The organism is Nonomuraea sp. GTA35 (assembly GCF_041950525.1).
GTDB lineage: Bacteria > Actinomycetota > Actinomycetes > Streptosporangiales > Streptosporangiaceae > Nonomuraea.
The window spans coordinates 407,427-419,999 of sequence record NZ_JBGNUV010000008.1 but is presented as its reverse complement, the minus strand read 5'-3'; the positions used below and the strand labels follow the sequence as shown (position 1 = coordinate 419,999).

Annotated in this window: 14 protein-coding genes and 1 pseudogene; 5 read left to right on the top strand and 10 right to left on the bottom strand. The window is 71.5% G+C overall.

From position 1 onward, the window contains the following. Window positions 1–581 precede the first annotated feature (581 nt). Entirely contained in the window at window positions 582–1,844 is a 1,263-nt protein-coding gene (locus ACBJ32_RS33710) for a cytochrome P450 (RefSeq protein ID WP_375130189.1), read from the bottom strand. Window positions 1,845–1,969: 125 nt separating this feature from the next. Continuing rightward, complete coding sequence (locus ACBJ32_RS33705) at window positions 1,970–2,215, bottom strand: hypothetical protein (protein WP_357884463.1); 246 nt, start codon at window positions 2,213–2,215, stop codon at window positions 1,970–1,972. Between the two features lie 312 nt (window positions 2,216–2,527). Between ACBJ32_RS33705 and ACBJ32_RS33700 the strand changes: the two genes are divergently transcribed. Beyond that, window positions 2,528–2,857, top strand: coding sequence for a hypothetical protein (locus tag ACBJ32_RS33700; protein WP_357884465.1), 330 nt, complete (start codon window positions 2,528–2,530; stop codon window positions 2,855–2,857). Between the two features lie 29 nt (window positions 2,858–2,886). Here the strand turns inward: ACBJ32_RS33700 and ACBJ32_RS33695 are convergent, their stop codons facing one another. Genes ACBJ32_RS33695 through ACBJ32_RS33680 form a run of 4 tightly spaced genes read right to left on the bottom strand, consistent with a single transcriptional unit; the run spans window position 2,887 to window position 4,497 of the window. Then, a complete protein-coding gene (locus ACBJ32_RS33695) occupies window positions 2,887–3,270 on the bottom strand; it encodes a nuclear transport factor 2 family protein (protein WP_375130188.1) in 384 nt (127 codons plus the stop codon). After that, on the bottom strand, window positions 3,267–3,596 hold the full coding sequence (locus ACBJ32_RS33690; protein ID WP_375130187.1) for a DUF952 domain-containing protein: 330 nt from the start codon (window positions 3,594–3,596) through the stop codon (window positions 3,267–3,269). Before ACBJ32_RS33690 ends, ACBJ32_RS33695 begins: the two co-directional genes overlap by 4 nt. Next, entirely contained in the window at window positions 3,593–4,177 is a 585-nt protein-coding gene (locus tag ACBJ32_RS33685; RefSeq protein ID WP_375130186.1) for a TetR/AcrR family transcriptional regulator, read from the bottom strand. Before ACBJ32_RS33685 ends, ACBJ32_RS33690 begins: the two co-directional genes overlap by 4 nt. Beyond that, a complete protein-coding gene (locus ACBJ32_RS33680; RefSeq protein WP_375130185.1) occupies window positions 4,174–4,497 on the bottom strand; it encodes a DMT family transporter in 324 nt (107 codons plus the stop codon). Before ACBJ32_RS33680 ends, ACBJ32_RS33685 begins: the two co-directional genes overlap by 4 nt. 142 nt (window positions 4,498–4,639) lie before the next feature. Between ACBJ32_RS33680 and ACBJ32_RS33675 the strand changes: the two genes are divergently transcribed. Then, window positions 4,640–5,593: a radical SAM protein gene (locus ACBJ32_RS33675; RefSeq protein ID WP_375130184.1), complete on the top strand. Its 954-nt coding sequence runs from the start codon at window positions 4,640–4,642 to the stop codon at window positions 5,591–5,593. A 61-nt stretch (window positions 5,594–5,654) separates the two neighbouring features. Here the strand turns inward: ACBJ32_RS33675 and ACBJ32_RS33670 are convergent, their stop codons facing one another. Both ACBJ32_RS33670 and ACBJ32_RS33665 read right to left on the bottom strand, forming a co-directional pair. Further along, window positions 5,655–5,903, bottom strand: a complete 249-nt coding sequence (locus tag ACBJ32_RS33670; protein WP_375130183.1) for a hypothetical protein — start codon at window positions 5,901–5,903, stop codon at window positions 5,655–5,657. A gap of 395 nt (window positions 5,904–6,298) precedes the next feature. Further along, complete coding sequence (locus ACBJ32_RS33665) at window positions 6,299–6,553, bottom strand: helix-turn-helix transcriptional regulator (protein ID WP_357884478.1); 255 nt, start codon at window positions 6,551–6,553, stop codon at window positions 6,299–6,301. Between the two features lie 75 nt (window positions 6,554–6,628). Between ACBJ32_RS33665 and ACBJ32_RS33660 the strand changes: the two genes are divergently transcribed. Both ACBJ32_RS33660 and ACBJ32_RS33655 read left to right on the top strand, forming a co-directional pair. Next, window positions 6,629–8,884, top strand: coding sequence for an excinuclease ABC subunit UvrA (locus ACBJ32_RS33660; protein WP_375130182.1), 2,256 nt, complete (start codon window positions 6,629–6,631; stop codon window positions 8,882–8,884). A 295-nt stretch (window positions 8,885–9,179) separates the two neighbouring features. After that, window positions 9,180–9,758, top strand: a complete 579-nt coding sequence (locus tag ACBJ32_RS33655; protein WP_375130181.1) for an AAA family ATPase — start codon at window positions 9,180–9,182, stop codon at window positions 9,756–9,758. Window positions 9,759–10,988: 1,230 nt separating this feature from the next. On the opposite strand, the gene ACBJ32_RS33650 is transcribed toward ACBJ32_RS33655, so the two are convergent. Both ACBJ32_RS33650 and ACBJ32_RS33645 read right to left on the bottom strand, forming a co-directional pair. Beyond that, window positions 10,989–11,462 (bottom strand): GyrI-like domain-containing protein, encoded by a 474-nt coding sequence (locus tag ACBJ32_RS33650; protein ID WP_375130180.1) that lies wholly within the window; start codon window positions 11,460–11,462, stop codon window positions 10,989–10,991. Window positions 11,463–11,545: 83 nt separating this feature from the next. Next, a pseudogene (locus tag ACBJ32_RS33645) lies at window positions 11,546–11,719 on the bottom strand (MerR family DNA-binding transcriptional regulator); the annotation flags it as partial. A gap of 71 nt (window positions 11,720–11,790) precedes the next feature. Here ACBJ32_RS33645 and ACBJ32_RS33640 point away from each other — a divergent pair. Beyond that, window positions 11,791–12,552 (top strand): MerR family transcriptional regulator, encoded by a 762-nt coding sequence (locus ACBJ32_RS33640; protein ID WP_375130179.1) that lies wholly within the window; start codon window positions 11,791–11,793, stop codon window positions 12,550–12,552. Window positions 12,553–12,573: the final 21 nt, after the last annotated feature.

Here is a 12,573-nt window from a genome sequence, read left to right as displayed (position 1 = left end):
CCACTGCTGGTGACCATTCCCCGCAAAAAGCTGCCCTGACCAGCCCCAATTGACCCGCTTTGCCCAGAAAATCCCTCCCTCGCCCGCGCACCGAACCAGGGGAGGGGGCCCGGGCGAGGGAGGCAACCCGGACCCCCAGGCGATGACACAACCCCCGCAAACGGAGCCACGCCACCGCGCACCACCTGCGCCGACACCCTCCAGCATCACCCCGCACCCCGCCCCGCCAGGTCACGGCCAGGACAGGAGTCCCCGACAGCCCCTTGACACAACCCCGCGCAACGGCGATCCAAACCCGGCACCCAGCCCCGGGCCGCCCGCCCCGCCAAAACGGCTTGAGCCGCCCTTGATCACCGATTGGCGTCCCGCGCCGGGGGAGTGACGCCGGTCACAGCGGACGCGGCACCCCCTGAAGCGCCCGCGGGACGGGCCTCTCGCGGGACGGACCCCGTCGGCCGCGCGTCCCGCAGGGAACCAAGACTCCGCAAAACCGGACCCGGAGGATCAAAAGTGACGATATTGGCCAAACCAGACAGAATCCAGCTTCTGTACGGTAACGCATACTTTCACCCAACCCACGGTCAAACGAGGGAGTAGCGGATCGGCAGCCGCTTCAACCCGCCCACGAACGTCGTCGCCGTCCACGCCGGCTCACCGTCCAGCTCGACCTCCGCCAGCCGGGGCAGCAGCTCGGCGAACAACGCCGCGACCTCCATCCGCGCCAGCGCCGCGCCCAGGCAGAAATGCACCCCGAACCCGAACGCCAGATGCCGGTTCGGCTCACGCCCGGCCTCGAAGCGGAACGGCTCGTCGAAGACGTCCTCGTCCCGGTTGGCCGACGGGTAGGACAGCAGCACCGACTCGCCCGCGCCGATGGGGACGCCGCGCACCCGGGTGTCGGCGGCGGCGGTGCGCATGAACGCCTTGACGGGGCTGACCCAGCGGATCATCTCCTCGACGGCGGCCGGGAGCAGGGCGGGATCGTCGCGCAGGCGGCGCAGCTGATCGGGGTGGCGGATGAGGGCTTCGAGGCCGCCGGCGATGGTGGAGCTGGTGGTGTCGTGGCCGGCGGTGGCGATGAGGATGTAGTAGGAGGCGGCGGTGTTGTCGTCGAGGAGGCGGCCGTCGATGCGGGCGTTGGCGATGCGGGAGGCGAGGTCGGCGGTGGGGTGGGCGCGGCGGGTGGCGGTGAGGTGGTGGAAGTAGGCGAAGAGGTCTTCCAGGACGCCGGTGTGGTCGCTGGGGGTGCCGGTGCCGCGTCCGGTCTCGTCGTCGTTGTGGCCGAAGAGCTGCTGGGTGAGGTGGAGCATGCGGGGGAAGTCGGATTCGGGCAGGCCGAGGAGGGTGAGGATGACGTAGAGGGGGTAGTGGGCGGCGATCTGGCGGGCGAAGTCGCAGGTGGTGCCGTGCTGGGCCATGAGGTCGACGTGGCGGCGGGCCAGGTCGCGGATGCGGGTGTGCAGGGTGCGCATGGCGTGGGGGCGGAACCAGTCGGCGGCGACGGCGCGCAGGGGGCGGTGGTGGGGTTCGTCGAGGTGGACGATGCTGGTGAGGGCTTTGCCTTGTTCGCGGCGGGTGTGCAGGGCGTGGTCGAGTGCGGTGGTGCGCAGGACGGGGCGGGGGGCGTTGAGCCAGAGGGTGTGGTCGCGTTCGATGGCGAGGATGTCGGTGTGGCGGGTGATGGCCCAGAAGGGGTTGTAGCCGGGGGCGTCGACGTGGTGGACGGGGGCTTGGTGGCGCAGGAGGGTCAGGGCGGTGTGGAGGCGGGTCTCGTCGGTGTAGGTGCGGGGGTCGGCCAGGGCGTGGCCTGCTTGGGTGAGGGTGGTGGGTGCGGGGGCGGGCATGGGTGTCTCCCTGGGCCGGGGCTGGTGGGTGGCGGGGTCCGTTGGGTGGTGCGTGCGGGTCCCGTGCGGTGGCCAGGGGTGGCATTCCCGTGGTGGGTGGCGCCCAAGCGTGGATAAGTGGTGGCTTATAGGCGGTTGACGAAGCGGGCGGCGGCGCGCTGGCTCATGCCGGTTTCGCCGCGGACGAGGAAGACGGCTTCCTGGATCTGGCCGAGTGCTTTGAGTTCGCGGGCCTGGTCGACGAGGTCGACGCTGATGCCGGGGCGGTTTCGGGGGTTTCTGGTGAGTCTGGCGGCGAGGATGATGAGCCAGATGGCGGCGGCGGTGATGACCGCGGTGAGGGCGATGATGCTGGGTGAGGCGATCTCCATCGGGGGCATGGTGGGGCGTCTTCCCGGGTGCGGGTGGTTTATGCGGGCGCTCTCCGTGGTTGCTCGATAATGAACATTATGTCAAGTAGTGGTGGTGGAGGCTCCCCTTCGCGGGTGGGACGGCCGGGTCTGGTGGGAAGATTTTTCCGGCGCCCGTGGCGGGTTCCGGGCGGGGTGCGAGGGGGCGGCGGAGGGCGGCTGAGCGGGGGTTACGCGGTGTCATCGGCTCTGGTGGCGGGCCCTGTGCGGGCGTTGACGCCCGGCTTGACCTTTCGTTGATTCGCTGTCCTTGGCGCCAGGTGTGGTCATAAGGTGGAGCTCCTGCTATTCGCGCCGCGAGAGGAGCAGCACGTGGGGAACGAGTCGGTGTTATGTCCGGTGTGCCAGAGGGTTCTGCCCGCTTCCGGTAAGGAGTCGTACACGCCGCTGCGGGGGCGGCTGATCGTGACGAACGGGTACTGCGCGGGCGGGTGCGCCGAGCGGCGCGCGGAGCCGTCGGAGCAGACGCAGCAGATGGTACGCCCGCAGGCCGCCCCCTCCCCTGCTCCGGTGCCGTATCCCGGGCACGGCCAGGCCCCCGCACAGGGTCAGGGTCAGGGTCCGGTGGGCGCGGCGCGTGCGGCGCTGCGGGTGGTGCGCTGAACGTGCGGTGGTGAGGCCGGCGGGCCTGGTCAGTGGTGGCCGTCTGCGGTGTGCCAGTAGTCGCGGGTCCGTACGGCGAGGCCGTCGGCGTCGAACTGGGCGAAGACGCAGCCTGCGAGGGTGACGGGGCGGCCGTTGTCGTAGGCGTGGACGCGGAACTCGATGGCGGCCTGGTCGCCGTCGGTGATGGGCGTGGAGAAGGTGACCTCGGGGTCGCTCTCGCCGGTGAAGGACCAGGCGATGTAGTCGGCGATGGCCTGCTTGCCGTGGTGCGGTGGGCGGAAGGGCATGCTGGTGTGGACGGCGTCGTCGTGGTAGAGGGCGGTGATGGCGGCGACGTCGTGGTGGGTCCAGCCGTGTTGCCAGGTGCCGGCGAAGCGCTGGGCGGCCTGCCGGGTGTCGTTGCGGGTCATGGGGTGCTCTCCCCCGCTGCTGCGGGGTGGTAGGGGCGGGTGGCGGTGACCGCGGTGACGGGCAGGGGCCCGTACAGGTGGGGGAAGCCGTTCTCGAGGCGGATGTCGAGTCCGGTGGGGTCGATGTCGAGGACGATCAGCGGCTCGGACAGGTGGCTGTAGTAGGCGGTGTGCACGCCGTGCAGCTGGGTCAGGTCGCGGCTGCAGTGGATGAAGCCTTCCTCCTCCAGGGTGCGGCCGAGGGTGGAGATGCGGTACTCCCCCGCCGCGCGGGCGTCGTCCCAGTCGGTGCGCAGGGCGAGGTGGTGGATGCGGCGGGTCGTCATGGGGTCCTTTCTGTGGCGTGGGCCAGGGCGAGGGTGAGCAGGGTGCGGGCTTCGCCGGGGGGACGTTGTTCGACGACGTGCTCGAGCCAGAGGGTGGAGACGGTGGTGTAGAGGAGGCGGGCGCGGGGGTCGGTGGCGGGCAGGCCGAGGGTTTCGGCGATGAGGCGGACGCAGCCGTCGGTCCAGCGGCGGGCGATGTGCTGCAGGACGGGGTCGCGGCCGGCGTGGACGTAGAGCTCCCACAGGCTGAGCTGGCGGGTGCGGTCGGCGGCGGCCTGGTCGGTGAGGGCGGCCAGGCCGTGCTGGGTGATCCAGGTGCGGGTGGTGGCGAGTTCGGTCTCCACGAGCTGGGCGAAGGCTTCGGCCAGGAGCTGGTCGCGGGAGGCGAAGTAGTAGGTGGTGGCGGCCAGCGGCAGGCGGGCGCGGTGGGCGACGGCGCGGTGGGTGACGGCGTTGAAGCCGCCTTCGGTGAGCAGGGCGACGGCGGCGTTGAGCAGGGTGGTGCGCCGGCGGCGGCTGCGTTCCTGGCTGGGCCCGGGGCCTGGGTGGGGGCCGGGGTGGGGGTTCAGGTGTGGGTTCAATGGCCACCTGCGAGGTTGAGGAGGACGACGCCGCCGATGATGAGCAGGATACCGCCGATCTTGAGGGGGGTGAGGGTCTCGCCCATGAAGGCGGCGCCGATGAGGGCGATGGCGGCGGTGCCGGCGCCGGACCAGACGGCGTAGGCGGTGCCCATGTCGAGCTGGAGTTTCAGGACGCGGGCCAGCAGGGCGAAGGAGGTGATGTAGCCGGCGGCGACGGCGATGGTCCAGCCGAGGTGGGTGAAGCCGTTGCTGAGTTTGAGTGCGGTGGTGGCGAGGACTTCGGTGGTGATGGCGAGGGCGAGCAGGAGCCAGGCCATGGGTGGTTTCTTCTCCGGGGGTCGCAAAAGTGGTACGGGTGTCCTGATTTTAGTGGTGGTCCTCCCCCGTGCGTGTCGGCGCGGGCGCGGGTTGCGGGGAATCGCTTGAAAACGCAGTCGAATACGTGTTCCACTGGAGGGTGTGGCTTGGGACGCGCTTTCGCTGGTCGACGCCGCCGACGATCGTCCGCTGATCGAGCGGCGGGCGGTGGTGCGTGACGGCTTCTACGAGCTGCAGGCCCGCACGGTGATCGAACGGGTGCCGCAGGCCGCGGGCATCGCCCAGCAGTGGGCCGTCTCCCCCTACCGCGGCTGCGCCCATGCCTGCCGCGGCTGCGGCGCCCGTGCCGCGCACCGCCGGCTGGGCCTGGACGCGGGCAGTGATTTCGACACGCGGATCGTGGTGCGGCCGAACGTGGCCGAGCGGCTGCGGGCGGAGCTGGCGCGCTGGGACGGCAGCGAGCTGGCGGTGGGGCTGGGCGGCGACTGCTATCAGGCGGCCGAGGAGACCTACCGGCTGATGCCGCACGTGATCGGGGCGCTGGCGAGCTCGGGCACGCCGTTCACGGTGTACACCAAGGGGCCGCTGGTGCTGCGGGACGCGCAGCTGCTGGCGCGGGCCGGGGCGCGGGTGGCGGTCTCGATCGCGTTCGTGGACGAGCGGATCCGGCGGTCGGTGGAGCCGGGGGCGCCGTCGGCGCAGGCACGGCTGGAGCTGGTCTCGGCGCTGGTGGAGGCGGGGGTGGACTGCCGGGTGGTGATGGCGCCGGTGCTGCCGCTGCTCAGCGACGCGGCCGACCAGCTGGGGGCGACGGTGCGGCGGATCGCGGCGGCGGGGGTCAAGCGGGTGGAGCCGGTGGTGCTGCGGCTGCCGCCGGGGACGCGCGGCTGGTACCTGGAGTGGCTGGAGCAGGCGCATCCGCAGCTGGTGGCGCGCTACGAGGAGCTGTACGACCGGGCGGGGCTGCCGTCGGCGGCGTACGAGGGGCGGATCACGGGGCAGATCGCGCAGTTGTGCCGGGTGTACGGGATGGAGTGCGGCGCGCCGGAGGTGGTGCGGTCCGAGCCGCGGGCGGCGCAGCTGGCGCTCGTGTGAGGTCCCCGGCGTTTCCGGGGTTGCCGCGCGTGCGCCTTCGCCGCGCTGTGCGGCGGGCGGGTCAGCGCTGGTGCTGCTCGGGCAGGTGGCTGCCTGCGTGCGCCCAGGCCAGCACGTTGGGCACGTTCTCCCGGTCGAAGAACGCGAGCACCTCCCGGTCGGTGTGGCGCAGGCTGAAGTGGGTCAGCACGAACAGGGTCCGCGGGTGCGCCAGGACGTACGGTTTGAGCTGGCTCCACACGGTGTGGCCCACGCGGCGGGCCCGCTCGGTCTGCGCGTCGTCCAGGTAGGTGCACTCAGTGATGACCACCGGGTAGTCGGCCAGGGCGGGGTTGCGGGCGAGCGCGCCGGCGTGGGTGTCGCCGAGGTAGGCGAACAGCGGCCGCTGGACCTGCCGGTCGACGGCGATGCCGCGCCTGCGCCGGTCGGCGACGAGCCGGCCGAACTCGGCGGCGGGGAGCCTCGCCTTTGAGCTGTTCGGTCTCCGGTAGGAGGGCCCGGCGGTTCTCGGCGACGCCGTACCCGGCGCTGGGCACCTTGTGCTCGGTGTGCAGGACCCGCACCGTGTGGGAGCCGTTCCGGCCGATGGGGAACTCCTGGCCGGGCTGTACCCCGTGCACGCGGGCTCCGGCGGCCAGGGTGGCGTCGAAGGCGGCGCTCTGGTTGAGCTCGGCTTTTTCCCGTCCCCCTGTCCCCCGTGTTCCGCTATGGGGTGGGCGCGGGGGTGGAGCGGACGGCGAGGCGGTCGAGGGAGATGCCGAGCACGTCGGCCAGCGCGGCGATGGTGAAGAACGCCGGCGTGGCGATGCGGCCGGTCTCGATCTTGCGGAGGGTTTCGGCGGACATGCCGGCCGCGGCGGCGACCTCGACGATGCTGCGCTCGCCGCGGGCCTGGCGCAGCACGTGGCCGAGCTGCTCGCCGCGCAGGCGTTCCTCGGGGGTCAGCGGTGGTCGCACCATGCCCCCACCTTATACCGGGCCGCGCGGAAGCTCCGGCCGTACACCGTGCCGTACACCATACGGTAGCGTGGCGGCATGGACGACAGCATCGTGATCACCGGCGCGCGCGTCAACAACCTCAAGAACGTCTCCCTGCGCATCCCCAAGAACCGCCTGGTCGTCTTCACCGGCGTGTCCGGCTCCGGCAAGTCCTCCATCGTCTTCGACACCGTCGCCGCCGAATCGCAACGCCAGCTCAACGAGACCTACACCGCCTTCATCCGCAACCGGCTCCCCTCCTACGACAAACCCGACGTCGAAGCCATCGACAACCTCGGCGCCGCCATCGTCGTCGACCAGAAACCCGTCGGCGGCAACGCCCGCTCCACCGTCGGCACGATGACCGACATCATGCCGATCCTGCGCGTGCTGTTCTCCCGCTACGGCACCCCCAGCGCCGGCTACTCCTTCGCCTACTCCTTCAACGACCCCACCGGCATGTGCCCCGGCTGCGACGGCCTCGGCCGCGCCGTCCAGCTCGACCTCGACGCCCTCATCGACCCCCGCCGCTCGCTCGACGACGGCGCCATCCGCTTCCCCCTGTTCGGCGTCGGCACCTGGCAGTGGCAGATCTACGCCCGCTCCGGCACGTTCGACCCCGCCAAGCCCATCGCCGACTACACCCCCGCCGAACGCCACCTGCTCCTGCACGGCAGCGGCTTCACCGTCGACGTCCACGGCAAGAACGGCACCCTCAACAAGGTCGACTACGAAGGCGTCGCCGACCGGTTCACCCGCCTCTACCTCAAACGCGACACCTCCACCCTGTCCGAACGCACCCGCCGCTCCGTCCAGGAACTCGTCACCGAAGGCGTGTGCCCCAGCTGCCGCGGCGCCCGCCTCAACCCCGCCGCCCTGGCCACCAGGATCGGCCCCCACTCCATCGCCGACCACGCCGCCATGGAGATCACCGACCTCATCACCGTCCTGGCCGGCCTCGACAACCCCGTCGCCGCCGCCGCCGTACGGGCACTGCGCCGCCTGGACGACATCGGGCTCGGCTACCTCAGCCTCGACCGCGAGACCTCCACCGTCTCCGGCGGCGAGGCCCAGCGCCTCAAGACCGTGCGCCACCTCGGCTCCGCCCTCACCGGCATGACCTACGTCTTCGACGAGCCCAGCGCCGGCCTGCACCCCAGCGACGTCGGCCGCCTCACCCGGCTCCTGCAGGCCTTGCGCGACAAGGGCAACACCGTCCTGGTCGTCGAGCACGACCCCGACGTCATCACCGTCGCCGACCACGTCATCGACCTCGGCCCCGGCGCCGGCGTCCACGGCGGCCACATCGTCTACACCGGCAGCCCCGCCGGCCTCGCCGGCTCCGGCACCCGCACCGGGACCGCCCTGCGCCGGCGCGCCACCCTCAAGACCGAACCGCGCCGCCCCACCGGCCGGCTCACCATCGCCCCCGCCAGCCTGCACAACCTGCACGACGTCACCACCGCCATCCCCACCGGCGTGCTCACCTGCGTCACCGGCGTCGCCGGCTCCGGCAAGTCCACCCTCATCACCCGCATCCTGCCCGCCCAGCACCCCGGCGCCGTCGTGGTCGGACAGGCCGCCCCCGGCACCTCGGCCCGCTCCAGCCCCGCCTCCTACCTCGGCGTCCTGGAACCGATCCGCCGCCTGTTCGCCCGCGCCGCCGGCGCCCCGCCCACCCTGTTCAGCTACAACTCCGGCGGCGCCTGCCCCCGCTGCGAGGGACGCGGCATCATCCACACCGACCTGGCGTTCATGGACCCCGTTACCACGGTGTGCGAGCTGTGCGCCGGCACCCGCTACCGGCCCGAGGCGCTCGCCCACCGGCTGCGCGGCCTGTCGATCGTCGACGTGCTCGCCCTGACCGCCGAACAGGCCGCCACCTTCTTCACCGAACCCGCCGTGGCCGGCCGCATCGCCGCCCTCGTCGACGTCGGCCTCGGCTACCTCACCCTCGGCCAGCCCACCAGCACCCTGTCCGGCGGCGAACTGCAGCGCATGAAACTCGCCGGCGAACTGTCCAGGACCGGCGCCGTGCACATCCTGGACGAGCCCACCACCGGGCTGCACCTGTCCGACGTCGAGACGCTCATCGACCTGCTGGACCGGCTCGTCGACGGCGGCAACACCGTCATCGTCATCGAGCACCACCTCGACGTCGTCAAACGCGCCGACTGGGTGATCGACCTCGGGCCGGGCGGCGGCAGGCACGGCGGCCGCATCCTGTACGAAGGGCCGCCGGCCGGCCTGCCCGCCGTCCCGGAGTCCGTCACCGGCGCCCACCTCAAGGCCGCACTCGCCACCGAAGAGTGAACGCCTGGCGCGCACCGGCGACCGGACACGGCCTGGCCGGTGTCCGGGAGCCTGGCTCGGGCGTGGTCGAAGTCGAGGGTGATGGCGAACGGCTCGAAGAACTCGTGGGTGAAGTTGGCGATCGGTGTCGAAGGTGACGACGCGGGGCCCGAAGTCGTCGAGCGAGCCCAGCGTGCAGGGGAAGTGGTCCTTCACCTCCGCCGCCCCTAACCGGCGGCCATGTCGCCCGGCTCCCGGTGCTCGCCTGCCATGTGACGGGAATCTTCCGCGGTATCCCGGCCGCCCGTTCAATCAGATGTCAGTCAACGTCCGGCTGGCTACCATCGGCTGGATGGGAGATCGTCTCAAGGACACCTACGCACCCCTCTACCTGCTCGCGGGGGCGCCTGGCGCGGGCAAGACGACCTTGCTACCGCACCTCCTCCAGGCGGCGGACGGGCTGGTCGTGATGGATATGGACGAGTTGCTAGAGGAGGGCGCGCTGATCGGCGTCCCCATTGCGGAGCCGGAGGCAGCGCCGATCTGGCCGGCCTACGACCGGATGTGGCGACGCATCGTGACCATGGTGCGCCGGGCGGGCCATCCCGTGCTGCTGATGTGCCCCATCCCCGACGCCATCGAGGTGCCCGCGTTCGTCCGATGGGACGGGCCGGTGCACTGGGCCCTGCTGGACTGCCCCGATGACGAGCGGAAACGCCGACTGCAGAAGCGCGGCGCGCCGCAGAGGTGGATCGACGACGCGCTGGCGGACGCGGCCGAGGGCCGGGACCTGATCACGACCGTGTTCCAGTCCGTCGGTGCGGATCATGCCGGGCTGGCGACACAGGTGCTCGCGTGGGCTGCATCTCCCCCAGCAGACCGTTGCAAACCCTAGATCCAGACCGTGGCGAGCCACCCGGCCGCCGCGGCGACCGCCGGCCACACCGCGACCCGGTCAGCGGCACCAGGATCAGCCCCGCCACGCCGACAACCTCCAGCACGCCGATCACCCGCACCAGCGGCATCGGGACGGTGTCGACCCAGCCCATCAATGGACCCTGCTCGTCGTCGCCACCCTCGACCAGGGCACCCTGCGCTTCACCCGAACTCCCCACCGGCAAGAGCCTCATCCCACCCGCACTCGCCCTCGCCGGCTGGGCCGTCGAACACGTCCCCCACATAGAAGCCAGCCGAGCCACCCACGAGACCAGCGACCGGCGCGGGCAGGAACACCCGCGCCCACAATCCTCAGGAACCAGGTAATAACCCGTGATCCAGCACGGCGACCGCCCCATGACGGCACACACGCCGCCCACACACCCGGCGCGCCACCACCACGGCCGCCCCATCATCGCGCGAACCCCGAGGCGGGCCCGCAGACGCCACCACCACGACGCCCGCCCCGCCCCGCAAGGGCCTCGCTAATAACCCGTACATCGGACGGGCCACCCGCCGCATGACAACCGCGCGGCGCCCTCCGGCACCCGCCACCGGCCCCACTCGCCGCGCCCTGACAGGCCCCCCACAAAGCCGCGAAGGCCGCCGCGCATCGGCACGCACCGACCCGCCGGGCCGGCGACGATCCGCCCCGCCCACGCGACGGAGCCCGGCGCGCCGCCCCGCGGCCGGCGCCACAGCAGCCGTTCCTCTTCCTAACATGAGGCGTAACTCCAGTCGATCAGCGCCCACGGCGCCCGGCACCGGGGCCACCGGCCCCGAAACCCCCACGCCGAACAGGCGGGCGAGGCCACCATGACCACACCCCCAGGCCGTCGCACCCAGGTTATGTCCCGGCCACGCCGCCAGGACGCCCTGCTCACGAAGCCACAACAAGATTTGACCCGCACATGGCACGCCACCTGCCCGCCCTTGACCGGCACTCCGCCCAGAAACGACAAAAGCGCCCCAGCCGCCGCAACGGCCGGGACGCCCCACATCCCGGATGCTACGCCCGCCGCACCGGCTGCCGCAGCACCGTACATGGAGACGGATCATCCAGCCCCGTCAGACACACCTCATGAAGCGGCCCGTTCACCATCAGCCCCCGCTCCGCCATGAACGCCCCCACCACCGCCGGCGACGTGCACTCCTCACTGAACCCCGACCGTACAAACCAGCTCCACACTCACCACGACTCCTCCTCCACACACACCAGCAACCGCGTCACCAGCTCCTCCGGCGGCGTCACCGCCGGATCCGACACATACACCTCACGAATCGCGCCCCGCACCACATGCCGCCGCTCCGCACACCACGCCAGCACCGCATGCGCAGTCAACGAAATCTGGTCATACGGCCCCACATGCGTCGCACACGCGAACACCCCGCCCGGCAAGACCCGCACCTCCACCCCTGCGCCCGCCTGCCACCCCTCCTCCAGCACCACGGCCACCGACACCTCCACCACCTCCCCCAGATCCACCGGAAACAGCCCCACCAGCCGCACCGGGCCCTCCCCCGAGAACCCGCCCGCCAGCAACCGCGCCACCGCCGCCGACGTCGCCCGCCCGATGTCCTCCGTCCCCGCAGCCCGCTCCCGCACCATCGCCACCCGCCGCACCAGCTCCGCCTCCAGCGCATCCCGCACCCCCGCCAGCACCCCCGCCGCCTCTCCACAGGCCCCGACAACACCTCACCCACCACCGGCAACGGCACATCCAGCGACCGCAACAACCCGATCGACAACGCCACCCGCGCCTGCGACGCCCGGTAATACCGGTAACCCGTCTCCGCATCCACATACGCCGGCCGCAACAACCCCAGCTCGTCGTAATGCCGCAACTGCTTCACACTCAACCGCCCCAACCGGGCGAACTGCCCGATCGGCAGCAACTCCTCATCCACGCCCACCAGCATGGCCCCTCCCACAAGGGGAGAGTCCAACCCGGCTTGACCCCCACCCCACGTGAGCCCCCAAGCTGGAAACCATGAGCTTCTCCGTGGGACAGGTCGCCAGACTCGCCGGCATCACCGTCCGCACCCTCCACCACTACGACGAGATCGGCCTGCTCACCCCCGGCGAGCGCACCCACTCCGGCTACCGCCGCTACACCGACGACGACCTCACCCGCCTGCAGCAGATCCTCCTCTACCGCGAGCTCGGCTTCCCCCTCGACGAGATCGCCGTCATCCTCGACGAACCAGCCGCCGACGAGCTCACCCACCTACGCCGCCAGCACGAGCTCCTCACCCGCAAAGCCACCCGCCTGCACGAGGTCATCGCCGCCGTCGAACGCGCCATGGTCGCCCGCACCACCGGCATCACCCTCACCTCCGAAGAACGCTTCGAAATCTTCGGCGACTTCCGCCCCGAAGACCACGACGCCGAGACCGAACGCCGCTGGGGCCACACCGACGCCTACGCCCAGAGCCGCCGCCGCGTCGCCGCCTACACCGAAGCCGACTGGCTCCAGCTGAAAGCCGAAGCCGCCACCATCACCGACGACCTCGTCGCCGCCTGCAAAGTCGGCCTGCCCGCCGACGGCACCCCCGCCATGGACCTCGCCGAACGCCACCGCGGCCACATCACCCGCTGGTTCTACGACTGCCCCCACGAGCTGCACCGCTGCCTCGGCGACCTCTACGTCGACGACCCCCGCTTCACCGCCACCTTCGACGACATCCTCCCCGGCCTGGCCACCTACCTCCGCCACGCCATCCACGCCAACGCCCGCCGCCACGCCCCCTGACCCCTATACATGCCCTTGCAG